The sequence below is a fragment of the Paenibacillus sp. J31P190 genome, assembly GCF_059692075.1.
The window spans coordinates 173,812-195,264 of sequence record NZ_JCAUAS010000011.1 but is presented as its reverse complement, the minus strand read 5'-3'; the positions used below and the strand labels follow the sequence as shown (position 1 = coordinate 195,264).

At 44.5% G+C, this 21,453-nt stretch carries 24 protein-coding genes, 4 tRNA genes and 1 riboswitch; of the genes, 23 read left to right on the top strand and 5 right to left on the bottom strand.

Annotated features, from left to right (window positions below; translation table 11 throughout):
• The first annotated feature begins 1 nt into the window (after nucleotide 1).
• From AC58U0_RS20555 to AC58U0_RS20495, 13 genes are all read left to right on the top strand, one after another.
• Nucleotides 2-2,578: a beta-mannosidase gene (locus AC58U0_RS20555; protein ID WP_497380854.1), complete on the top strand. Its 2,577-nt coding sequence runs from the start codon at nucleotides 2-4 to the stop codon at nucleotides 2,576-2,578.
• Between the two features lie 117 nt (nucleotides 2,579-2,695).
• Nucleotides 2,696-2,947, top strand: coding sequence for a DUF1450 domain-containing protein (locus AC58U0_RS20550; protein WP_057307931.1), 252 nt, complete (start codon nucleotides 2,696-2,698; stop codon nucleotides 2,945-2,947).
• A gap of 114 nt (nucleotides 2,948-3,061) precedes the next feature.
• On the top strand, nucleotides 3,062-3,571 hold the full coding sequence (locus tag AC58U0_RS20545; protein WP_497380853.1) for a ferritin: 510 nt from the start codon (nucleotides 3,062-3,064) through the stop codon (nucleotides 3,569-3,571).
• 224 nt (nucleotides 3,572-3,795) lie between these two features.
• Complete coding sequence (locus AC58U0_RS20540) at nucleotides 3,796-3,945, top strand: hypothetical protein (protein ID WP_497380852.1); 150 nt, start codon at nucleotides 3,796-3,798, stop codon at nucleotides 3,943-3,945.
• Between the two features lie 224 nt (nucleotides 3,946-4,169).
• Nucleotides 4,170-4,625 (top strand): hypothetical protein, encoded by a 456-nt coding sequence (locus tag AC58U0_RS20535; protein WP_497380851.1) that lies wholly within the window; start codon nucleotides 4,170-4,172, stop codon nucleotides 4,623-4,625.
• Nucleotides 4,626-4,652: 27 nt separating this feature from the next.
• Nucleotides 4,653-5,351: an AIM24 family protein gene (locus AC58U0_RS20530; protein ID WP_497380850.1), complete on the top strand. Its 699-nt coding sequence runs from the start codon at nucleotides 4,653-4,655 to the stop codon at nucleotides 5,349-5,351.
• Between the two features lie 102 nt (nucleotides 5,352-5,453).
• Nucleotides 5,454-5,528, top strand: a tRNA-Gly gene (locus AC58U0_RS20525).
• An 8-nt stretch (nucleotides 5,529-5,536) separates the two neighbouring features.
• A tRNA-Arg gene (locus AC58U0_RS20520) sits at nucleotides 5,537-5,613 on the top strand.
• A 16-nt stretch (nucleotides 5,614-5,629) separates the two neighbouring features.
• Nucleotides 5,630-5,706 (top strand) — tRNA-Pro (locus AC58U0_RS20515).
• A gap of 18 nt (nucleotides 5,707-5,724) precedes the next feature.
• Nucleotides 5,725-5,795 (top strand) — tRNA-Gly (locus AC58U0_RS20510).
• Nucleotides 5,796-6,730: 935 nt separating this feature from the next.
• Nucleotides 6,731-7,312, top strand: a complete 582-nt coding sequence (locus tag AC58U0_RS20505) for a permease (RefSeq protein WP_497380849.1) — start codon at nucleotides 6,731-6,733, stop codon at nucleotides 7,310-7,312.
• A gap of 66 nt (nucleotides 7,313-7,378) precedes the next feature.
• Nucleotides 7,379-7,539, top strand: a riboswitch (cyclic di-AMP (ydaO/yuaA leader).
• A 2-nt stretch (nucleotides 7,540-7,541) separates the two neighbouring features.
• A complete protein-coding gene (locus AC58U0_RS20500) occupies nucleotides 7,542-8,438 on the top strand; it encodes a C40 family peptidase (RefSeq protein ID WP_497380848.1) in 897 nt (298 codons plus the stop codon).
• A gap of 182 nt (nucleotides 8,439-8,620) precedes the next feature.
• A complete protein-coding gene (locus AC58U0_RS20495; RefSeq protein ID WP_497380847.1) occupies nucleotides 8,621-9,280 on the top strand; it encodes a hypothetical protein in 660 nt (219 codons plus the stop codon).
• Here the strand turns inward: AC58U0_RS20495 and AC58U0_RS20490 are convergent.
• The gene (locus tag AC58U0_RS20490) at nucleotides 9,277-10,731 is read right to left on the bottom strand and encodes a stalk domain-containing protein (protein WP_497380845.1); all 1,455 of its coding nucleotides are present in this window, start codon (nucleotides 10,729-10,731) and stop codon (nucleotides 9,277-9,279) included. The two genes, AC58U0_RS20495 and AC58U0_RS20490, sit on opposite strands and share 4 nt — an antisense overlap.
• A 23-nt stretch (nucleotides 10,732-10,754) precedes the next feature.
• Nucleotides 10,755-11,924: a glycosyltransferase family 2 protein gene (locus tag AC58U0_RS20485; protein ID WP_497380844.1), complete on the bottom strand. Its 1,170-nt coding sequence runs from the start codon at nucleotides 11,922-11,924 to the stop codon at nucleotides 10,755-10,757.
• 136 nt (nucleotides 11,925-12,060) lie between these two features.
• Between AC58U0_RS20485 and yyaC the strand changes: the two genes are divergently transcribed.
• The 4 genes from yyaC (at nucleotide 12,061) to AC58U0_RS20465 (ending at nucleotide 15,522) form a co-directional block, all read left to right on the top strand.
• A complete protein-coding gene (yyaC, locus tag AC58U0_RS20480) occupies nucleotides 12,061-12,594 on the top strand; it encodes a spore protease YyaC (protein WP_497380843.1) in 534 nt (177 codons plus the stop codon).
• Nucleotides 12,595-12,741: 147 nt separating this feature from the next.
• Nucleotides 12,742-14,427, top strand: a complete 1,686-nt coding sequence (locus AC58U0_RS20475; protein ID WP_497380842.1) for an ABC transporter ATP-binding protein — start codon at nucleotides 12,742-12,744, stop codon at nucleotides 14,425-14,427.
• Between the two features lie 394 nt (nucleotides 14,428-14,821).
• Nucleotides 14,822-15,121: an iron-sulfur cluster assembly accessory protein gene (locus AC58U0_RS20470; RefSeq protein WP_497380841.1), complete on the top strand. Its 300-nt coding sequence runs from the start codon at nucleotides 14,822-14,824 to the stop codon at nucleotides 15,119-15,121.
• A gap of 92 nt (nucleotides 15,122-15,213) precedes the next feature.
• On the top strand, nucleotides 15,214-15,522 hold the full coding sequence (locus AC58U0_RS20465; RefSeq protein WP_497380840.1) for a hypothetical protein: 309 nt from the start codon (nucleotides 15,214-15,216) through the stop codon (nucleotides 15,520-15,522).
• A gap of 84 nt (nucleotides 15,523-15,606) precedes the next feature.
• On the opposite strand, the gene AC58U0_RS20460 is transcribed toward AC58U0_RS20465, so the two are convergent.
• Nucleotides 15,607-16,056 (bottom strand): DUF2798 domain-containing protein, encoded by a 450-nt coding sequence (locus AC58U0_RS20460; protein WP_497380838.1) that lies wholly within the window; start codon nucleotides 16,054-16,056, stop codon nucleotides 15,607-15,609.
• 261 nt (nucleotides 16,057-16,317) lie between these two features.
• On the opposite strand from AC58U0_RS20460, the gene AC58U0_RS20455 reads away from it, so the two are divergent.
• Nucleotides 16,318-16,587: a DUF4275 family protein gene (locus AC58U0_RS20455; RefSeq protein ID WP_497380837.1), complete on the top strand. Its 270-nt coding sequence runs from the start codon at nucleotides 16,318-16,320 to the stop codon at nucleotides 16,585-16,587.
• Here AC58U0_RS20455 and AC58U0_RS20450 read toward each other — a convergent pair.
• Nucleotides 16,528-17,253, bottom strand: coding sequence for an MBL fold metallo-hydrolase (locus tag AC58U0_RS20450; protein WP_497380836.1), 726 nt, complete (start codon nucleotides 17,251-17,253; stop codon nucleotides 16,528-16,530). The two genes, AC58U0_RS20455 and AC58U0_RS20450, sit on opposite strands and share 60 nt — an antisense overlap.
• 154 nt (nucleotides 17,254-17,407) lie before the next feature.
• On the opposite strand from AC58U0_RS20450, the gene AC58U0_RS20445 reads away from it, so the two are divergent.
• From AC58U0_RS20445 to AC58U0_RS20430, 4 genes are all read left to right on the top strand, one after another.
• Nucleotides 17,408-18,001 carry a TetR/AcrR family transcriptional regulator gene (locus tag AC58U0_RS20445; RefSeq protein ID WP_497380835.1) on the top strand — a complete coding sequence of 198 codons (594 nt, stop codon included), beginning with the start codon at nucleotides 17,408-17,410 and terminating at the stop codon, nucleotides 17,999-18,001.
• Between the two features lie 27 nt (nucleotides 18,002-18,028).
• Nucleotides 18,029-18,358: a chaperone CsaA gene (gene csaA, locus AC58U0_RS20440; protein WP_497380834.1), complete on the top strand. Its 330-nt coding sequence runs from the start codon at nucleotides 18,029-18,031 to the stop codon at nucleotides 18,356-18,358.
• Between the two features lie 113 nt (nucleotides 18,359-18,471).
• Nucleotides 18,472-18,993: a hypothetical protein gene (locus AC58U0_RS20435; protein ID WP_497380833.1), complete on the top strand. Its 522-nt coding sequence runs from the start codon at nucleotides 18,472-18,474 to the stop codon at nucleotides 18,991-18,993.
• A 55-nt stretch (nucleotides 18,994-19,048) separates the two neighbouring features.
• Nucleotides 19,049-19,306: a hypothetical protein gene (locus AC58U0_RS20430; RefSeq protein ID WP_497380832.1), complete on the top strand. Its 258-nt coding sequence runs from the start codon at nucleotides 19,049-19,051 to the stop codon at nucleotides 19,304-19,306.
• A gap of 149 nt (nucleotides 19,307-19,455) precedes the next feature.
• On the opposite strand, the gene AC58U0_RS20425 is transcribed toward AC58U0_RS20430, so the two are convergent.
• Nucleotides 19,456-20,298, bottom strand: coding sequence for a TrmB family transcriptional regulator (locus tag AC58U0_RS20425; RefSeq protein ID WP_497380831.1), 843 nt, complete (start codon nucleotides 20,296-20,298; stop codon nucleotides 19,456-19,458).
• Between the two features lie 169 nt (nucleotides 20,299-20,467).
• Here AC58U0_RS20425 and AC58U0_RS20420 point away from each other — a divergent pair, with 169 nt between their 5' ends.
• Entirely contained in the window at nucleotides 20,468-21,379 is a 912-nt protein-coding gene (locus AC58U0_RS20420) for a DMT family transporter (protein ID WP_497380830.1), read from the top strand.
• Nucleotides 21,380-21,453: the final 74 nt, after the last annotated feature.

The following is a 21,453-nucleotide window of genomic DNA, read 5'->3' as shown; positions in this document are numbered from 1 at the left end:
GATGAGCGAAACAGCACATGTATGGAAAGAATGGACGTTTAAAGCTTATGACGAAAATAACTGGATGCCGGCTAAAGTTCCTGGTTGTGTTCATATGGATCTATATCATAATGGCATTATTCCGAATCCGTTTTATGGAAAGAATGAGAGCGAACTGCAGTGGATCGACAAAAAAGATTGGGAGTATCAATGCTATTTCGATGTTTCAGAGGAGCTGAAATCCAGTTCACATTTGGAACTTGTATTTGACGGTTTGGATACGTACGCAGATGTATATTTGAATGATCGGCACATTCTCTCAGCGGATAATATGTTCCGCAGCTGGAGAGTTGATGTGAAGCAATGGCTCACCGATCGCGATAACAAGCTGACGGTTTATTTCCGATCGCCGATTCATGAAGATTTACCGAAGCTTTCGAAGCTGGGTTACGGACTGCCTGCATCGAACGATCAGTCGGATGTAGGCGGCCTCGGTGACCAGAAGGTTAGCATCTTCGCTCGCAAGGCGCCTTACCATTACGGATGGGACTGGGGTCCGCGCTTTGTTACAAGCGGAATATGGCGTGAGGTAAGGCTCGAAGGATGGTCGGAATGCCGGATTACCGATGTATATATCAGGCAAGATGAAGTTACTCCTGTACTTGCAAAACTTACTGCTGTTCTGGAGATAGAGGTTACAGAAGCATGGGAAGGATCACTACATGTTTTAACGGAATCTCTCAGTTGGACCAAGAGAGTTGATCTCGTAAGTGGAATTAATCATGTCGAACTGAATATGTCTATCGATCAACCCCGCTTGTGGTGGTGCAGAGGGCTGGGAGAGCCAGATTTGTATAACTTTAAAGTGGAATTAATAGGAATGAAGGGTTCTGCAGCACAGAAAAGTATTAGAACCGGACTTCGAACCGTTAAACTGGTGACGAATCAAGATGACGAAGGAACCTCATTTTATATCGAATTAAATGGCGTAGCGGTGTTTGCCAAGGGTGCCAATCATATACCGAATGACAGCTTTTTAACAGAAGTTACTTACGAAACCTATAGACATGAAATTGCCACAGCGGCTGCCTCCAATATGAACATGCTTCGGGTTTGGGGAGGCGGGATCTATGAGCAGGATATGTTTTATGAGCTTTGTGATGAGTACGGACTTCTCGTGTGGCAGGACTTTATGTTTGCCTGTAGTATGTACCCTGGTGACGAGGCTTTTTTACTCAATGTTAAGTTAGAAGCTGAGGAGAACATTAAACGTCTCCGAAACTATGCTTGTATTGCGTTGTGGTGTGGAAACAACGAAATCGATACGGCGTGGTCACATTACGATGAGCAGGCTGGATGGGGATGGAAAAAGCTTTACAGCTCCGAGCAGCGGGACCGTATTTGGCATGACTATGAGCAAATTTTTCATATTATTTTACCTGAAGCAGTTAACCGATTGGCTCCGGATATTTCTTACAGGCCTTCTTCACCTATGTGTGGGCTTAAGGGGGATCAGAATCAACATGCTCACAATAATTCATCCTCTGGGGATATACACTACTGGGGTGTATGGCATTCTGTAGAGCCCTTTGAGAAGTATAATGAGCACGTTGGACGCTTTATGAGCGAATATGGTTTTCAATCGTTCCCGGAATACGAGTCGGTTAAGACCTATGCCGAGGAAACAGATATGGCGTTAGAATCTGAAGTCATGCTGGCACATCAGAAGCACAAACTTGGCAATCAATTAATTAAGGAATACATGGACATTTATATGAGGGAGCCGAAAGATTTCCCGTCCTTTTTGTATATGAGTCAGGTTTTGCAGGCAGAAGCAATGAAAACTGCCATTGAAGCGCATCGACGCCGTAAGCCATACTGTATGGGTTCACTTTATTGGCAGATGAATGACTGCTGGCCAGTCGCCTCATGGGCTGGGATGGATTACTATGGCAGATGGAAAGCCATGCAATATTATGCCCGGCGCAGCTTCCGCGATTTGCTTCTCTCAGTGGATGATACAAATGAAAGCCACCTCGATGTCTACATTATTTCCGATATGCGATCTTCGATTCACGGAAGGCTTAGGATGGAGTTATTGAATTTTTCCGGAAATGTTATACGGTCCTTCGAGCAGCAGGTTGAGGTTGACGCCTTATCAGGCGTTAAAGCCTTCTCGTTGATCAAAGAAGAGCTGCTGGCAGGAAACAATGATTCATCCGTTCTGCTCGTTGTGCAGTTGGAGAAGGATGGAACCGTCATCGAAAGCTGCGAACATTATTTGGTGCCATTCAAGGAAATGAAATTAGCTGACCCAACCATTCAAATAACCGAGGTTAAAGGAAGCCGGGGAACCCAGTTTGTATTGGAAACAGATACGTTGGCTAAACAGGTACGAATATCTACGTCGATAGAGGGTATATTTGATGATAATTATTTTGATTTACTGCCGAATCGCCCTAAGATAGTTACCTTTATGGCCAGGAGTACGGGCGAAACACCATTTGTCATCTCTGCTCCTGCTCAAATAGAAATCCGCTCCATGATAGACTGTGTCAGTCGTCCCGATACTAAAGATTTAAAAAAATCAATGGCCTAGCGCCATTGATTTTTTTCGTAAGATGGACATACAGTTCTATTTTTCGATTGACATTGATTATTATTATCACTATTATCAGATATAGCGGTAGATATGAGTGACGGGGAGAGATCGAATATGAAAACGATTAAATACTGCTGTAGAAATGAAAAATTCGGATCCAAACAAATATATAAGTCCTTGAAAAATGAATATCCAGACCTAAAGCAAAAAAAGAAAGATTGCTTAGGTAATTGCAAGCATTGTAAGAAAGAATGCATCGCCATGATTGGGAAGAAAGAACTGTTGTGTGCAGCTTCGCCTGACTTACTGTATGCTCAAATCAAACAAATTATTGCTGAATCTCGGGCTGAGAGCGTGATGGTATGAACGTAGACCTTCTAAAATTGTTAATTCCGTTTGTATTTGTATGCGGTGTTCTGGTAATCTTGTATGTATGGGGAATACGCAAAAGATAACCATACAGAAAGGGTGTGTGCACCGATGTTAAAAGATACACTAACGGAAGCGCTCAATGAGCAGATGAACTATGAATTTTACTCCGCGCACGTCTATTTGGCTATTGCTGGTTATTGCGCTGCGGAAAGCTTAGATGGCTTTTCGAACTTTTTTATGGTACAAGCTGAAGAAGAAAAATTCCATGCGATGAAGATTTTCAAATTTATTAACGATCGCGGGAAAAAGGTTAGCTTTGCCGGTATGGATACTCCTGTGAATGAGTACAATTCGATCCTAGATGCTTTTGAACATGCGTACAAGCATGAGCAAGAGGTAACAAGACGTATTTACCATTTGTCTGATTTGGCTCTAAACGATAGAGAGCACGCGACTATGCAGTTCTTGAAATGGTTCATTGATGAGCAGGTCGAAGAAGAAGCAATGTTCGACAGCATCATTAATAAATTGAAACGTATTGATAAAGACAGTAACGCCTTCTACATGTTAGATGCTGAATTTGCTCAGCGTTCTTTCACACCACCAGCAGCGGTATAATTACATACGAATTTTATGAGGATGAGACTTACCTGTTTCGCGAAATTTGGCGAAAGGTAAGTTTTTTTATGTCTGCTGACATGCAGCTGTCAGTAATCCTTTTATAAACTAGTGAAAAATGTAAAGGATGTGCAGAATGGATAAGTTAGATTTAACTAAAACGTATAAAAGCTATTACACAGCACACACGAAACCGCAATTGGTCGAATTTGAGCCTATCTGGTATGTCACAATTCAAGGACAAGGGGATCCAGACGGTGGTTGCCTTCTCAAATGCCACTGAAGCGCTTTACACGCTTTCCTACAGCATCAAGGGGATTTATAAGAAAGAGGATAAGGACTTTACTGTGGCCAAGCTGGAAGGCTTATGGTGAGTAGAACCGGAATCATTGAAACAAATCGAGCATTTTTTAACAGAACATAAACGGGAGATCCGCGGACTGCATCATGAGATTATTTATCAGACCCAAGAAAGGTGGAGTCTTCTAGAATGAAGACGATCTTACGGTATCCCATAGCAGCTGCAGAAGTGGTGAAGGTGTGACTTTTGCGGTAAAATAGAAGAAAATGTCGATATGAACGTGGGGAGGGACAGCAGATGCAGATACGTTATTTGGCGGGGGCTATAAAAGTCTTTGGCTTACTCGTCATCATGTTCGGGTTTATGTATCCAGCTTCTGTGGTCCAAGCCTCATGGTTGGATCGAGTCAAAGACATCTATCAATTGCCAGAGAATGTGGAACAAATTCAGAAAGACTATGAGACTACGAAGCAGCAATTAGAGGATCAGAAGGACAAGCTTTCCGAAGCCATACGGCATTCGCAAGAAACAGAGGAACGGCTTCTTGGGCAAAACGAAGCACTCAAAAGGGAAAATGAACAATTGCAAGAACGCTTGAAGGCCATGGAGCAAATAGCCCTAGATAAAGAAAAACGAAATCAGAAATTAACCTATATGGTTGTGACAGCTGTTTTGCTGATTGTTTTTTATTTTGTACTGGGCCGCGTGTTTCGATTCATTGTTTGGCGGAGGCAGAAGCGAAGAATGAGATAGATGTAGTCTACGAGGAGGTCGGTGTGTATGGAGGTATCTTTCGAGGAAGTAAGCTCACACGCAAAGATAGCCACGTTGCGCATCGAACAGAGGGAGTCTGTTCATGTGCTGCATCCGAACCAAATTGTCGCTTTTCAAGGAAAGTCTGAGCAGAGAGAAGATTCTTTCATGAGGCTGCCGAGTATGTATAGGAAGAAGCGTTTTGTCCAGTCACGGCTGCATGGTCCGGCCAATGTCATGCTAGGACTGCCTGAAGGTTATAGCATGGCTGTTATACCCATAGGAGTGGATGATGATCTTCTATATGAGTTTCGACATGTTCTGTTTTACACAGAGGGAGTCAGCTACACTTCTCATCTGCAAAATGTTAAGAATACACTGATTACGCAGGATCTTGTGAAAATGCAGTTTAAAGGTCCAGGTAAACTAGGACTTCTGACTGCAGGACCGATTTACCAAATGGCATTGGACGCTAAGAAGCCCTTGTATGTCGATACAAGCTGTCTTGTTGCCTACCCGCGGAATGCTCAGCTGCGTCTATGTGTGTACGGCAATACACTGGCAAGTCAGCATATGAATTATCATTGGGAAATGACGGGGCAAGGCTATGTTCTCATGCAGCCCTGTAAGCCAGATCGTAAATTGGATGAGCATATGAAAAATGACAGTTTAATGCGTCGCATTGCCAGAGAAGTACTGCCATTTGGCGGTATTTTCATCAAATAAAAAAAGGTAATAAAAAACATTTGCATTTGTCCTCAATTCCTGATATATTATTCCTTGTCGCCTCGGAGAAACGTTAGCGAGAATGACAAGCAATTATACGATGCGGAAGTGGCTCAGCGGTAGAGCATCGCCTTGCCAAGGCGAGGGTCGCGGGTTCGATCCCCGTCTTCCGCTCCAACTAATTTGCGCCCTTAGCTCAGCTGGATAGAGTATTTGACTACGAATCAAAAGGTCGGGAGTTCGAATCTCTCAGGGCGCGCCATTTTCATTTAACGCATCGGGACGTAGCTCAGCTTGGTAGAGCACCTGCTTTGGGAGCAGGGGGTCGCATGTTCAAATCGTGTCGTCCCGACCATCAATCCCATTTTAATATGCGGGCGTAGTTTAATGGTAGAACTTCAGCCTTCCAAGCTGATCGCGCGGGTTCGATTCCCGCCGCCCGCTTCACAGAAAAAGATCACCTTCGGGTGATCTTTTTCTACTTGTACGAATGTTTTGGGTTTGTTGGGGGGACGAAGGGAACCCTTATTTAACGCAGTTGGGTTCGCTTTATGGTATAGGGTGAAGGGGCCAGCCGGATTCGTATGCCTGAATGTGGGCTTTTTTCTTGCTTATAAGTCCGGGAAGTTGTACTTCGTGCAACAATTTCCTTGGTTTTCTACTCTCTTAGCTAGAGATGTTGTATGCTGTACAACAATTTAGCCTTAAATCGTTTAAATGGCCACTTTGGGTCTAAATTGTTGTATTTTTTGCAACACGCGCAGAGAAAAAGCTTGATTTGATTGACTAAAGTTGTACGTAGTACAACTTTAGTTGGTTGTGCGGGAAAGGATGAGAACCCGCAGGGGTTCGAACGTCCCCGAGGCTAACCCAATGCTGGGACAACTGATCTTCGTATGGAGCCAGTCACTTTATTACTTTGGAGATTCAATGGCGATCTGATCTGGTTCTAATTTCTAATGGGAGCGAAAAGAGGAATTATTCAATTTGTCGGGCTTGCTGGAGCACGAGAGGCTATTATCGGAGCAGCATACTTTCTGTGATTACAAACGAAATCAAAAGTGTAATAACTTCTCAAAGTGATAATTTCAATATTATCGCATTGAATCGGACGTGGATCGATATCGAATTAGTCATGCCTCAAGCCATAATCGCATATGCATGAAATCGAAGCTTGAACGATGACGTTCAGGCTTCTTCTTTGTGCTGAAAAAACACTTGCACAAACTAATTATATTAGTTAATATACTAATTAAGTTAGTATTTAGAAGGGAATGGGGATCGACATGTCATTTATTGTACTTATGCTCTTATTTACAGTTTTAGGTGGATGGCTGGAAAGCCGTGTTCTCAAGCGCTCGAAAAGGGAGGGAATGTAAATGTTTGCTGGACATTTTGGGCTTGCTGCAGCAGTGAAAGCAAGAACACCGGAGGTGCCGATCTGGGCGCTCATGCTTAGTACTCAGCTGCTTGATGTTGTATTCGTACCCTTATTTCTTTCTGGTGTTGAAACGATCGATACAAGCATCGGTACGGGTTATGGGGAATGGATTATTCACGCTGATTACACACACTCATTAGTTGGGGCGCTGCTCATTGCTATCTTATCAGGTCTATTGGCTTGGAAATTATGGGGGAAAAGAGGAGGCACAGCTATAGGAGCGCTTACCTTCAGTCACTGGGTACTTGATCTTCTCGTTCATCGTGCAGATATGCCATTCTTACCGGGGAATGTTGGAGGACTTCCATTAGTAGGATTTAGTCTGTGGCAGTGGCCGTGGGTGAGTGCGGCTCTTGAGATTATTCTCATGGTTGTTGGGGCTATTCTTTACTTTCGCACACTTCGTAATACCGCTAAACTGTCAAAAGATAACTTAATATGGCGTGCACATCTTGCAGGGGGAGTCATGGCCGTTCTATTGATCGCCTCATTTATTTCAGATTTTGTCTTGCATTTATAATCCATTGGAAACTATTACCACTATGCAAAAGTTGAAAGTAATAGTTCAACTATGCTAGTCTAACATAGACAAAAAATGCCGAATCTCGGAGCAGCAAAAGCTCTGGTACGGGGGACTTCTTTAATTTGGGGTGAATGAATGCTCGGCTGTTTTACTAAACTGAGCGCGCTAGGGAAACCTCTTCCCGAACCCGTCAACTAACCTCGGAGGCTTCAAGGAGGCAAGGTTTTTGAAATTTTTCACAAAAAGCTTTATTTGCTCATGCGCACTTGTTGGTGCGGCAGTATCCATTTTTTCCGCTCCCTCGGTTCAAGCAGCATCAGGTTCATCTTCATCCACTGTAAAAGTCCAGGTCAATGATGAGTTGGTTCAGTTCCCAGAAGTACAGCCATTTATTGACAACGCAGGAACGCTGCAAGTTCCTTTGCGAGTACTGTCTGAGAAATTGGGTTATCAAGTAGGCTGGGCGAAACAAGAAAGCGAAATAGTGGTTACGTTGAAGAGCAAGCAGCAGACGATTCAACTTACAACCGACGAGAAGCAAGCGATCGTTAACAGTAAGAAGATTAGTCTGGAAAGCAGTCCGACGCTTTATCAAGGTAATACGTATGTACCCTTGCGTTTCATTACTGAAACATTCGGTTCTCCGATTGAGTGGAATGAAGCGAATCGTATCGCGATTGTGAATGTCGATGGCAAGTCGCACAAGCCAGCCTGGATTGCACCGCCACCTGCACCAGCTCCAAAGGTAGCAGCGGTAGCTATACCTTCCATGTCTGATCAAATCGTGCAAACAGCAAATACGTTCATGGGCACACCTTACGTTTGGGGAGGCACAACACCCAGAGGGTTTGATTGTTCCGGATTTGTGCGCTATTTGTACGAAGCTAAAGGCATTGATCTACCCAGAACTTCGGTTCAAATGTACGATCAAGCTGGAACCAGGGTTACAGACTTGAAGGTTGGAGATCTTGTGTTTTTTGCAGCAGGCAGTGTAAATCATGTTGGAATTTATCTGGGGAATGATCAATTCATTTCAGCGACAACGTCTAGAGGTGTAACGATAGATAGTCTCGCCAGTTCATACTGGGGATCCAGATATGTGGGAGCCAAAAGAGTTCTGTAAGTAAACCATGTGGTGAAAAAGGATTAAATCATTGGGCATTTGTTTTCTATGAATCTTTCGAATGAAAGCATAGAAGGCAAATGTTCTTTTTTTATGCGAAATATTGCGATTTTTATCGAAATTTTATGGTTTTTAGCCTATAATGAAGAAATGTTTGGAAGAAAGCAGGTGACACGAACGGCATGCAATTAAGTGTCTGGAAAAGTTGGTTTTATAAAAAAAGACATTCGAATAAAGCAAATAGCATGTATATCGTGGAACAAGGTCCTGCCATACCAGAAGAGATTCGGGGAGTCATTGATCGATTTTTTCTTACGTATAATCATTTCAAAGGGGCAAGAAGCCTACAGACGGATACGTTTATAAGAGAAGTATTTTACGCAACGAAACAGGATCCGAAGGATCAAAGGACAATTGAAGAGATGGAAGCTTATATTCAGCAGAAAAATGTGCATCGCTTGCGATTGAAATCCTTTGTTGTCGATGAGTATCTTCGTATAGGCGAAAAGGTTTGCATGATTGGTGTGACGAGGGAATTCAGTAATAATCAGAGAAATCGCGTGCTTTATTTTCTAACAAAAGAGGATCAGTCTTGGCGCTTTCATCATATCGCAAGGTCTCACCATGGGACTGTTCTAGATAAGTTTCAAGTGAATGAGCAAACGGGGTTCGTGGTTGGAAATGAAAAAGCCGCTCTCCTCTTTCTGACACACTCCGGGTCTGCCGATGCATCTACCTTTATATTGGGTGATTATGTGCATGTGGAAGGTTATTTGGAAGTGGAGCCAGAGGTGAGCAGCCAACTGTATTACCGTATTGTACGAATGAATCGTGTGCACTAAAAGCGAAGTGAAACCCGGTAAAGCTGTGGATCCCATTGGATCTGTCCGCCTAAGGATTCAATAATGGCTCGTAAAGGCATATAAATATGACCTTCTAGTATGGTAGGTGCTTCAGGGAGTACGACTGATTGCCCATTCACAGTCATCACGGAATGATCCGGCCGAAGCTCAAGATTAGTAGAACCATGATGAACAGTTAATGTACGGGTTGTCCCATTCCATTCAAATTTGGCACCGATTCTTTCTAGAATGCCCCGAAAGGGTACCATACTTGTTTCTTGCAATAAATACCCACGGAACTCATGTACGAATTGTCCATTTACTTCTAATTGGATTTGCGGATGATCTAGACGTTCCACGACAAGTGCATTGCTCAGCGCCCGACCCGGACTTCGCAGCATGGAGCCGTTCGCATACAGAGATGAACTTGCACCTCCGTCCATATTCATCGCATCCGTTAAACCTAGCTTTAGAAGAACTTGCGCCATATCCGCCATCGTTGCTGCGGAGAGTGTCCCCATGACGAATTGATGGGAAGCGTCTAACCCAATGAAACTGCGTACGTTCGCACTCGTTGTGATTTTGGGATCAGTAAAGCCATCCCGTTCGAAGTCCAAATCAACAGCGCCATTGGTAAGCAGATGCGGTCCGGCTCCAATAGCAGCATCAACCGATGTAAGCAGGGAGCTTTCTCCGGTATCTTGATTATGGAGAGATGATGTCAGCTTCACCGTATCGCCAATATGGATATTAGGCAGCACGTAGGTCTTATTGTTGGCACTATTTCCAAGCAGAAATACCTGCCCATCTTCGGGAATATCGACACTCTGCGGCGTAACGGCTGTCACTTTGCCCTCGCGGAGGACAACTTTGGTTGAGTTAGGAAAATCGATGGTCGGTCCAAAAGCGCGGGTGTACCAAACGACTTGATCATTGGCGGAATCACCGTAATATTTGTTCACACCCCAAGCAGTGAATGTGTAGGCTTTGCTCAGATGAGTAACGCTTATTTGGTGCTCCGTTTGGATGCGCCCAAAGCTGACGGTTTTGTCGGCATGAACGAGGAAGGCAGGATTAATGCCTGAGTGCATAATTTCACCGGAGCCAATGAGCAAACCATTCGGATAGCGCTGGGTGTCATCCTTTTCATAGGCGTCAAAAAAAGTCCCATTGATCCCTGCAATCGCATGGTTCCTTGTTAACATGGAGGAGAAGGACTCATCATGACCGATGCCGGCTTCAGCTGTTATAGGCTTAACGCGCAAGTAGGGATCAGTAAGATCCGCTGTGACCCATTGTACAGCAAACGACTTGCCATTATGAGCAATCGTTCGGCTTTGTGTTTGAACGGTACCTTGTGCAGAAGTAGATGCTGGGAAGATAACGGCTGCTGAGAGCAGACAGCTGAGCATCACGGTGTAAGTAAGAGTGCGGAAACGCGCATGAGGCATGGCAGTTATCTTCCTTTCTGAATTTACTTCTTTTTTAATTCGCGCAGGGAGTAGAACGTTCCTCTCCAATTGATGCCACCTTGTTTCCAAGTTAGCCAAACAGAGCGCACGATCGTATAGAGGAGCAGGGAAGCGCTGATAGGGAGAAGGAAAGCTTCATCCCCGCGTTTGCTCATGAGGCGGAACATTAGCTTGCGGTATAGCCATATTTGTAAAATGACAGCGACAGCATAGGCGGCACCTCTCCAGTCCCAAAGGAAGATCAGACCGAGCCAAGGAAATATAAAAAAGATAAGCTGTCCTAGACAAGCGAGTAAAGCAATGGTGTAGCTGTAGCGAAAGCCGGAGAAAAGGTTTTTCTCCAGACCTATGATCGCTTCTTTGAGAGAGCGGTACCATTCGACTTGAAGGATATGCTTGCCGGACAGAACCTTCTGCTTAAATCCAGCTCGTTTGAGGGATATCCCTAACTGAAGGTCATCATCAGGTCTAAGGGCGATCGCTTTGTGCGTGCCAATGGCTTCATAAGCACCGCGGCTGACCATGTTAAAGGCACCTATTCCAATGCCCGGTTCACGGGCGCTATCAAGGTTGGCACGCCACGGACGAACGAATAAGGAAAAAGAGAAGAGGAAGAAATGAACGAAACCTCTGAGCAGCGTGCTTCGCGCAATCATGTTAGGGGTCAGCGTGAGATGCTGTACGTCATGTTCCTTCATATAAGTAACGCTGTCTGAAATCGTTCCTGGTGCAAAGATGATATCCGCATCTGTAAAAAGTAAGTACTGGCCTCTTGCTTGCTGATACCCTTGGTAGAGGGCATGGTTTTTGCCAAGCCAGCCTTCAGGCAGTGAGGTGATGTGAATGATTTGCAGCGGTGTGTGAATATCCATTTTGCGCTGTGACCACTTCCGCAGCTCTTCAAGCCGGACGCCTGTAGCATCCTGAGAACGGTCATTGACGGCAATGATCTCGAGGCGCAGATAATTTTGCGTGAGAAGGTGACGGACGGTTTCTAGGATGGTACTTTCCTCTTCTTTGGCGGCGATAATGACCGAAACGAGTGGAGGCTTGTCCGGGAGTTTCGTGGATTTGGGCAGAGAGTGCAGTAAATGTATGCCTCTAAGCACATCGAAAGTGATATAAAGCCAATAGAGGAGGGTCAGGAGCGCAATAATTCCTAGGGTGGACATGGTGTGCCTCCTTAAAAGTTTTGCTAGCAAAACTTGCATCGCAAGCGTAATCTTGAAAGAATAGAAGTTGACCGCATTATATCATTCATCAGGAGTGAGGGGAAATTTTGCTGGATGCGTGTTAAGGGAGGATCTGATGGGGGAAGAACGGATTGAACCGCGGGAGCAGTATTGGAAAAAGATGAATGGCGAACAGTTGGCGATCTTTCTCAAGGCGATTGGGAAAAAGACGGTGATGAAGCCGGATTCGTTGGCTTTTGTATGTATAGGAACAGATCGATCGACAGGTGATTCACTGGGCCCGCTTGTAGGGAGCAGACTTGTGGAACTGGGGTATCCGCATGTGATAGGAACACTTGAAGCGCCTTGTGATGCTAGTAACTTAGCAGCGCGTTTGCAGGAAATTCCACTTGGCTGTGTGGTGATAGCGATTGATGCATGTTTGGGACAAAAGCTGTCTGTGGGCATGTATCAGGTGTCTAATCAGCCTTTGGCTCCAGGGAAGTCAGTAGGGAAGGTGCTGCCTCAGGTTGGGGATTATACGATTGCGGCTATCGTCAATGCAGACGGGCCTAGACAGTATAGTGTACTACAAACAACATCGCTGTACAGCGTGTTGAAGATGGCAGATGAAGTAACGAGGGCAATCGAGTATGCTTTTCCCATTTAGAAGGCAGTTCAGGCTAGAACGGAGAGATGAGTAGTGGGACCAGGTGGTATGGGGCGGCTTTCCGATAGGAATCGGCCTAAAGCGAAGTTAAAGGATGTTTCGGTAAAAAGGATTTTGCGGTTGTTCAAGGGGTATTGGGGACAATTATTGGCCATTATTGGATTGGCGCTGTTTGCAGCTTTGATTGGTTTAATCCCGCCTCTTGTTATGAAAGAAATTATTGATACAGCGATTCCACAGGGCAATATGAAACTTCTGGCAGGGATGGCGCTGTTAATGATATTTCTTCCTGTCGTAAGCGGTATGCTTGGGGTATGGCAAAATCATCTTAATACCAAAGTAACCCAAGGGGTTATTCGTGATTTAGGACAGTCCTTGTTTCATAATTTGCAGCGGCAATCGATGGCTTTCTTTACGGAGGCTCGGTCGGGGGAAATTGTTCAGCGGATCACAGGGGACGTTCAGGCGGTTCAAAGTGTTGTGACCTCATTGGTTGTGTCATCAATCACCCAGATTGTCATTGTTGTTTCGACCATTGGTATTTTGTTTGCCCTTGACTGGAAATTGGCTATTATCTCTGTGCTTATTCTCCCGCTGTTTGTGCTGCCTGTGAAAAAAGTATCGAGGTTAAGGAAATCGCTGCGCACGGAAACGCAGAAAGTGCGTTCAGATATTACTTCTCAGCTTACTGAAAACTTCGGGATTTCCGGTGCTTTGTTGACGCGTATTTTCGGCAGGGAGAAACAGCAGGAAATCGAGTTTACGGCAATGAACCAGAAGGTGATGGATTTGGAGCTGCGGCTCAATCTGGTCGGTCGTTGGTTCGGGATGGCAACGAGCACGCTGGGGCCGTTAGGCACAGCGATTATTTATATGTACGGCGGCTACTCCGTCATATCCGGCAGCATGACCTTGGGCTCGATCGTCGCCTTCGCGGCGTATCTTGGCCGGTTGTACATGCCTGTAGGTATGCTGCTGAACCTACATGTGGAGGTAGCGACGGCGCTTGGCGTGTTCCAGCGCATCTTCGAGTACCAGGACATGGTGCCGGATGTCATGGACTCTGTTGGGGCTGCGCCGCTTACACAGGTCGCGGGTCGGGTAGCTTATAAGCAGGTTTCCTTCGCTTATAAGCCAGGGCAGTACGCGCTGCGCGATGTCACGTTCGAGGCGCAGCCGGGTGAGATGGTCGCGCTTGTCGGGCCAAGCGGCGCGGGGAAATCGACGCTGATCGGCATGATCGCGCGGCTGTACGACTCGACGTCGGGTGTCGTCGAGGTCGATGGCGTGAACGTCCGCGACGTTCAGCTCGCTTCGCTGCGCTCACAGATCGCGTACGTGACGCAGGAGTCGTTTCTGTTCCACGCGACGATTGGCGACAACCTGCGCTTCGCGCGGGAGGACGCTACGCGTGAGGAGATGGAGGCTGCGTGTCGGCAGGCCTACATCCACGACTTTATCGTGTCGCTTCCCGAAGGGTACGACACGATGGTGGGAGAGCGCGGCCACCGGCTCTCCGGCGGCGAGCGCCAGCGGATCGCGATTGCCCGCGCGATCCTGAAGCGCCCGCGCATCCTCATCCTCGATGAGGCGACGTCGCACCTGGACTCGGAGTCCGAGTCCTATGTGCAGGCGGCGCTCGAGGAGCTGATGCAAGGGCGCACGACGCTCGTGATCGCGCACCGGCTCTCCACGGTGCTGGCCGCCGATCACATTCTGGTGATCGAAGCGGGCAGCGTCGTGGAGCGGGGCACGCACAGCGAGCTGCTTGCACTGGATGGGCTGTATGCGCGGCTGTACAGCACGCAGTTCGCTCATGCTGCTGAGGTGTAGTTGTTCACACGACCACGGTAGTTAATACTTCATGGTAAGGGGCTGTCCCGAGAATAGATAAATATTCGAGAGGGGCTAGCCTCTTCTTCAACGCTCTCACGTTCCGCAAATTCAAATTTTAGCGCATTTAATCCAAAATAGCGGATTGTCTTTCCGCTGGCATTATTTTAGAGTCTCGAAGGGTGCCTATTCATATTCTGTTCCATAGGAAGAAACAACTCAAAGAATAACGGCTCGACGTCAGGGGAATAAGATTAACAAAGGTCACGGCTTATCGAAGTAAAAGGAGTTTCATTTGATGAACGACAAAAAGGAAGTTATAGTTCGAATATCTTGACAAATCATTCTGTAACTAATAGTATTACAGAATAAAAATGAATAGGGGACGTTAAACATGAAATGTAAAATTAATCGAAATGCAGCTAAGGTTTTAAAAAATATGTTGAGTAGTGAAGAAGCTGAGGGAAAGATGATTCGTGTATTTATTACGCTAAATCATGGAGAACATGCGCATTATGATGTGAAGCTTGATACACCTACTGAACATGATGAAATCGTAGAAACAGACAAAGACATTAAAATTTTACTAGATAAACGGGAAAACCTTTTAGATGGGGTTTGGGTTCAATATTTTCATGTGCCGGAAGAAGGTTTTTTCATAACGAACCCTTCAACAGGATTTCTTGAAAAATAAGGGAATGGTTCGTAAAATCCTCAGATAGTTGAGACCCCCCATGTTTCTACACATGGGTTATTTTTATATTGAACGATCATGGAGGAATTTCAATGAGTCAACGCTATCGAATCACAAGAGAGTTTCAGGAAAAGGACAATTCTGCGAAAACCATATCTTTGGAAGAGTGCAAGCTATATTTTACGTCCAAACCTGATTTTTCCTATACATCCGTGTTTACGGTAACAGGCTCTACCAGCATGTCTATTGAGGGGGATTTCTTCATGTGGAGCTATGGTGATACCAAAATCCCATTCCGTCATTATCAGGGAGATATTTACGTATCTGGCACCAATGAAGCCGTAATCCCTAAGATGATTGAGGTTGCGGGCGAATTGGGAGCGGATGTGCTGGAAGGGTAATTGTTGAAACAAAAAAGCACAATGAACCAAGAGCATATAGCTCCTGATCCATTGTGCTTTTTTGCTTCGCGCTGTTCCATTTCTTTAATGCAATGCTGGTTGTGGAACCATTAATTTACTGACAAGTTTGCCAACGAACTGTGGTAAAAAGAAATTTAATACGAAAACAATGATGAAAGCTATGCGCCATGCGCCCGTCCAATAGCCCACAAAATGTGGAACGATACCATTCATGGCAAAAGCAGTTAAGACAAAGGAGAGGATAAAGGTCATAATGAGCGATATTGCAAAAATATAGACAATTTGAGCTTTTTTAAATCTATTTGCAAATTCACGAATTTTAGCTGGTAAGAAAAGGTTTAGTCCAAATGCGATCACAAAAGCGACTCCCCAATCTTTCATCCATGCACTAATAAAGTGTGCAATAAAGCCACCTTCAAGTACATAGGTCATTATTCCCGACATGATAAACGTCATAATCATTGACATAATGGATACAAAGGTCAGTTGACGATATTTAGGATTGATTCTCATTTTAAAACTCCTTTGATATATAATTTATTGTTTCTTGATTATGAACTTAGTATAGCTCCTGTATAAACAATAATCAAGTATCAATTTATGATTTTTGTCATTCATCAAAAGGATTCTCACAATGTAGCAGCAATTGTACATTCCGACTTGGAATAATATAGTATTATTGAATGTCGGATTTTTAAAAAAAAGGAATGGCCTAGGGCTGGATGCGAAAACTGCGATTCTAGCTTTAATGTTTGCAAAAGGGTTTTAATTTAAATGATATGTAGTATGGAGGTATTCAGTGAATACAGAGGTTACTGTAGGTATTTATGGCACTTGTTTAGTTATAAGAAAAGAAGGTGCTTGAAGGGTCAAGACGCCAATGAAGCCTTTAATCAAACAGAGAAAAATACTTGTTATGTATTTTATCAGTATAAAGACGAGACGTTCATTATTGAAGATTTATCGATGATAACTGCTGTGATTTTATTTTTTTGGCAGCAGTATGAGAGACTGGACGTGACGTTGGACCTCGGAAGCCTTTAATGGACCGCCATGCCCCATGTAGAATTTATCGACTCCCGAATCAAGCAGGCGGGTCAATTCACGGGCTACTGTGTGCGGGTCATCTTCGAATGGTGGACGTATGGCATGATTAGTTCTTACGATACCGCCTAACAAAATTCCTGAAGCGACAAGGTCACCGACCAAAGCTTCATTAGTAGCAAGCTCTATGGAGACAGAGCCGGATGTGTGCCCAGGTGTGTGCTTAACCATCCCAGGAATCCCATAACGGTCCAAGTCAATAACATCATGCTTTGTAAACAGAATATCCGGTTCAAAACCGATATACGGTTCAAGCATTAATGGTGTCTTGATAAATAAACGGCCAAACCAACCAGTTGGGCAAAAAGTCATTGGCGTCTCTCGGTTAAAATGTTTAGCATCTCCCTCGTGAGCCAATATTGGTGCTCCTGATAGCTCACGAACTAATGCTGCACTTCCTGCGTGATCTACGTGCGCATGGGTAACGACGATGAGTTTGATGTCTTTGAAAGTAAGTCTTTCCTTAGCTAAGGCCTTTTTAATTTTATTCTCAGACCCGGGTAGTCCCGCATCGACAAGAATGCATCCGTCAGGCCCCACAAGTAAGTGGGAATTTACCATGTGCATAGGGAGGATGGGAATGCGGACGATTCTAACAGTGTTCATAATTTCATTGTCCTCTCTGGTGACTAACCTTATGATAAAAATACCGAACCGAACCGTACGGTTCGGTAAAATATTACTCTAATATTTAGTTAAATGCAAGGGAAATGTTACAATATATCTCAAATGCTATTTGGGACGTATGGAGGACTGAAAAATGCGTAAAGACGAAAAAACACGACAGCACATCATTATTAAATCCGCTGAATTATTTAATCAAAAGGGGTATGCAGGGTCATCGATACAAGACATCATAGAGGCTACAGGATTAACAAAAGGCGGGATTTATCGAAGATTTTCTAACAAAGATGAAATCGCGGTTGAAGCCTTTGAATATGCGGGGCAGGTATTGATGGAACAATTATCATCAGCTATTCATAATGCGGATACAGCGATAGATAAAATAATGGCTGTATGTAATGTGCATATTGATCCAGTGAACAATCCTCCAATAATAGGAGGGTGTCCTTTACTGAATACGGCAGTTGAAAGCGATGATAGCTTTCCAATCCTGCGTGATAAAGCCTTAGCCGCGTATGAGGAGATGATAAGCCTCGTCCAAGGTATTTTTAAATATGGGATATCTGTTGGAGAATTCCGATCAGATGTAGATGTTGATTCCATATCATCATTTATCGTTTCTTCACTCGAAGGCAGTGTAATGGCAAGCAGATTGAGCAGAGACAGTAAACATGTAGGGTTTGTTATGCAACAACTTCGGGTCCTACTGAACACATATAAAAAGATTTAATTTGCGTAAAAAATGGAGGCAGCAATCGTGGTTACAATTGAGGATTTTATGAAATTAGATATCCGTGTCGGTACTGTAATTAAAGCAGAGCCTTTTCCGGAAGCTCGAAAACCTGCAATAAAATTAGAAATCGATTTTGGTGAGATGGGTATTAAACGCTCCTCTGCTCAGATTACACAAAGATATGAATCCGAACAACTTATTGGACGTCAAGTAGTCGCCGTAATGAATTTTCCTGTTAGACGCATCGCAGGGTTTAAATCTGAGGTATTGGTCATCGGCGGTGTTCCAACAGAAGGTGATGTGGTTCTCTTAAAACCGGATGAACCTGTTAAAAACGGTACACCCATCGCATGAGATGAGACTCCCTACATTTACCAATGCTTTTTAGCGAACAATCCGTCTTGTTCTAGAGTCAAATAAAATAAACACCTAAATTACGTAAACATATAGAACTGAAGGAGAACTTTATGAAAAAAGGTTTGAGATCGCTCATTCACTGGCACTCGTTTATGGATCAACTTGAGACTTATACGGCAGCTACATTGTTGAAGTTGAAAAAATGTTTGAACCCGGTAACAAATAAAATCGGTTTTGGTATTTACTTTTACAAGGATATCACCATAAATTTAAATCGTTTGAACAAAGATATGCTGGCAATCGTCGCCGATTTTGTTACACTTTCGCATTTCGATAAGCGCACATTTCCTAGTTTTGTATCGGTTGCCGATGGGATATACGCGACGATGTTTACGAAAGTGCCTAACCATATTATTAAACGGATTACCACTTTGGTCACTGCGTTACCAGGTTATAAAGCGCTGCAGTCTGCATCCCGTTCTTACGGGTACAAATGTGAGCTTCACTATAACCAGGGAAAAGTATTTTTTGGCTCGTTACAAATTCATTTTAAGAAAATCCAAAACGAACTCTCCTCTCCTAGTTACGCAGCCATCCCAATGCTAGGAAAGACAGATAGCGTCCAGACTTGAATTTACTGGGAGTAAGGCCCACTTTGCCGCAGATGTAGAAAGCCCGTCCTACGAAATGGATGGACAGAGCATAGATCAGCTTAGTGTGTCTGCATCCGTGGATGCGAATAATCGCCTGCATATTTCTTTATGCAATCTGCATCACGCTGAAGCTTTGGAAATGGCATGTACAATCCGCGGTGGGAAGGTCGGCGATGTTGCGGGGCGAATACTAATCTCCGATTCGATTCAATCGCATGATACTTTTGGGGAACCGGAAAATGTGAAGTCGTCTGAATTCAACAATTTCCGCATCGAAAATGGTAGTTTATAAAAAATAAAACTTTATTGGCCTACGAATCTGAATTTACTAGGCAGCGGTAGCCTAGGACTGATTATTATAGTCCTTAGCTGCCGCTGTTTTTTTACTATATGCCAAAAAGCTCCGCGAGGGGCTTTCTTTTTTTAACTCAGACTTTGAAGTTAATTTCCAAACCCTAGCCTCATCGCCATGTTGTAGCCAGCCGGCCCGAAGTTATACCTTTTTCGCAGATCGATTAGATTGGGTCCGAATGTCTGCTCTAGTGTTTCACGGTGCGCTTGCATAATCTCATAGATGTATAGGTCATGAATGATGACCTCGGTGATCGGCATGACGAGACCTGGGTGCATGGTCCAAGCGGCGCGGCTGTCCGTTCCAAGAGAAACGATACCGGCTACCACTTCGCGGTCGTCTATGCTCGCCACAATCCAACGGCCGCCGTATTCCCATGTAATCTCTTCACTCGAATCGTGCGGGTACACTTGCGCAAAATCGAACTGCAGTTCTCCATAAACGACAATCAGAATCTCAACGCCTCGTTCCGCAGCCCTCCGCAGTTCAGGTTCCAATAGCTTGGCTTCTTCTGTCCAGATTTCTAGCAGAACACGCCCAGTCGCCCGATTAATCGCTTCCGCCGCCCGGCTCAAAATGGCTTCAAACCCGGTGATGTTCCAAATGTTTTCCCGATTTAAGGATACATAAGAGTAGTTGGCAAGCGCTGTCTCAGCAGCTTTAAATGAGGAGTCGATTTTGCTTTTTTTCAGCCGGATCAGCTCTTGCGGCGGCAATGGCGTGTACAACGAAGGATCCTCGAGACTGACCATGACTTCGCCGCGCTCCACCATTCCGCTTAGCACTTCATAAATTTTAGAACGCGGTACACCCGAGTTCAAAGAAATTGCATACCCCGATAATGGAGATTTATCCAGTAGCGCCAGGTACGCTTTGGCTTCATATTCGGTAAAATTCAAATCCTGCAACATCTGAATGATTTCTAATTTCATTTTTTAACCTCCTGCCCTCCGCTTCGTACATAAGTCCGGTTTTTTTCATTTATCCGATTTACTCCATTATTACACTTGACAGACGATAGTGCCAATGGTGTACCATTTATATAGTTGCTACAAAAGTAGCTACTATATGTATTTACTTAGAATTCCTTGGAGGTACAGCATGGATGCATCAAATGAAATTCAAAAAGTACGAATAGCAAAAGCCCAAAAAAGCAGCAGCCTTTACCTAATCGCCGTTATTATTGCCATTTTGCTATGGAGCACCTCGTTTGTTGGGACTAAGATTGCATACCTTTCCTTTCCGCCTCTCACGTTGGGGGCAGCACGCTTTGTAATTGCTTCCGTCATTTTAGGAGCGATTATGCTGTCTAGAAAAGAATTTATAAGGCCTGCACCGAAGGATATGGGATTGATGGCGCTGAGCGGAATATTGGGAACGACTCTTTACTTTGCGCTGGAGAATATAGGGCTTGAGCTGACAACGGCATCCAGCGCCGCGCTGATCGTCGCTTCTTACCCGGCCATAACAGCGCTGCTTGAGTTTATTTTTTTTCGCATAAAAATTTCCTGGGTGAAGGGGCTTGGGATTGTGATGGCCGTTCTCGGAGTGTATCAGATTTCGGGCGGCAGTTCGGGGGAGAGTTCAGGACAGCTGACGGGTAACCTAATTCTAATTCTGGCGGGCGTTGTGTTTGCAGCATATAACTTTACCACACGCAAAGTTGTCAAAAACTATTCCATGGTAACCGTTTCGTTTTACCAGACGATTGCAGGGACGCTTGCATTCATTCCGCTTGCACTGATAGAGCGGTCAAGATGGCAGGTGCCTAGCGTAGAGTCGCTCTGGGTGCTGCTCTATCTTGGGGTTTTCTGCTCTGTAACAGCTTTTATGCTTTATAATTACGGACTGCGCAACCTCAGCTCTGGTACTGCAATGGCGCTGATGAACCTCGTTCCTCTTTTTGGCGTGTTATTCTCAACCGTATTCCTACATGAAGTCTTGCATATATTTGATTTGATCGGTGGTATAGTTATTATTGTTGGGGTTATTCTGAGTGTGAGGGAAAAGTGAACTTGTTATTGAGTATTCCACGGAACAAGAAACGAAAAAAGCTCAAGTACCAATACGGTGCTTGGGCTAGATAC

Coding starts and splice junctions, on each gene's coding strand:
- AC58U0_RS20465 (WP_497380840.1), top strand. CDS start 15,214: ATGAGTCAACGCTATCGAATCACAAGAGAGTTTCAGGAAAAGGACAAT.
- AC58U0_RS20490 (WP_497380845.1), bottom strand. CDS start 10,731: ATGCCTCATGCGCGTTTCCGCACTCTTACTTACACCGTGATGCTCAGC.
- AC58U0_RS20545 (WP_497380853.1), top strand. CDS start 3,062: ATGTTAAAAGATACACTAACGGAAGCGCTCAATGAGCAGATGAACTAT.
- AC58U0_RS20435 (WP_497380833.1), top strand. CDS start 18,472: ATGAAAAAAGGTTTGAGATCGCTCATTCACTGGCACTCGTTTATGGAT.
- AC58U0_RS20455 (WP_497380837.1), top strand. CDS start 16,318: ATGATATGTAGTATGGAGGTATTCAGTGAATACAGAGGTTACTGTAGG.
- AC58U0_RS20450 (WP_497380836.1), bottom strand. CDS start 17,253: ATGAACACTGTTAGAATCGTCCGCATTCCCATCCTCCCTATGCACATG.
- AC58U0_RS20505 (WP_497380849.1), top strand. CDS start 6,731: ATGTTTGCTGGACATTTTGGGCTTGCTGCAGCAGTGAAAGCAAGAACA.
- AC58U0_RS20530 (WP_497380850.1), top strand. CDS start 4,653: ATGGAGGTATCTTTCGAGGAAGTAAGCTCACACGCAAAGATAGCCACG.
- AC58U0_RS20430 (WP_497380832.1), top strand. CDS start 19,049: ATGGATGGACAGAGCATAGATCAGCTTAGTGTGTCTGCATCCGTGGAT.
- AC58U0_RS20420 (WP_497380830.1), top strand. CDS start 20,468: ATGGATGCATCAAATGAAATTCAAAAAGTACGAATAGCAAAAGCCCAA.
- AC58U0_RS20470 (WP_497380841.1), top strand. CDS start 14,822: ATGAAATGTAAAATTAATCGAAATGCAGCTAAGGTTTTAAAAAATATG.
- AC58U0_RS20485 (WP_497380844.1), bottom strand. CDS start 11,924: ATGTCCACCCTAGGAATTATTGCGCTCCTGACCCTCCTCTATTGGCTT.
- AC58U0_RS20445 (WP_497380835.1), top strand. CDS start 17,408: ATGCGTAAAGACGAAAAAACACGACAGCACATCATTATTAAATCCGCT.
- AC58U0_RS20425 (WP_497380831.1), bottom strand. CDS start 20,298: ATGAAATTAGAAATCATTCAGATGTTGCAGGATTTGAATTTTACCGAA.
- AC58U0_RS20495 (WP_497380847.1), top strand. CDS start 8,621: ATGCAATTAAGTGTCTGGAAAAGTTGGTTTTATAAAAAAAGACATTCG.
- AC58U0_RS20460 (WP_497380838.1), bottom strand. CDS start 16,056: ATGAGAATCAATCCTAAATATCGTCAACTGACCTTTGTATCCATTATG.
- AC58U0_RS20555 (WP_497380854.1), top strand. CDS start 2: ATGAGCGAAACAGCACATGTATGGAAAGAATGGACGTTTAAAGCTTAT.
- AC58U0_RS20540 (WP_497380852.1), top strand. CDS start 3,796: ATGTCACAATTCAAGGACAAGGGGATCCAGACGGTGGTTGCCTTCTCA.
- AC58U0_RS20550 (WP_057307931.1), top strand. CDS start 2,696: ATGAAAACGATTAAATACTGCTGTAGAAATGAAAAATTCGGATCCAAA.
- yyaC (WP_497380843.1), top strand. CDS start 12,061: ATGGGGGAAGAACGGATTGAACCGCGGGAGCAGTATTGGAAAAAGATG.
- AC58U0_RS20535 (WP_497380851.1), top strand. CDS start 4,170: ATGCAGATACGTTATTTGGCGGGGGCTATAAAAGTCTTTGGCTTACTC.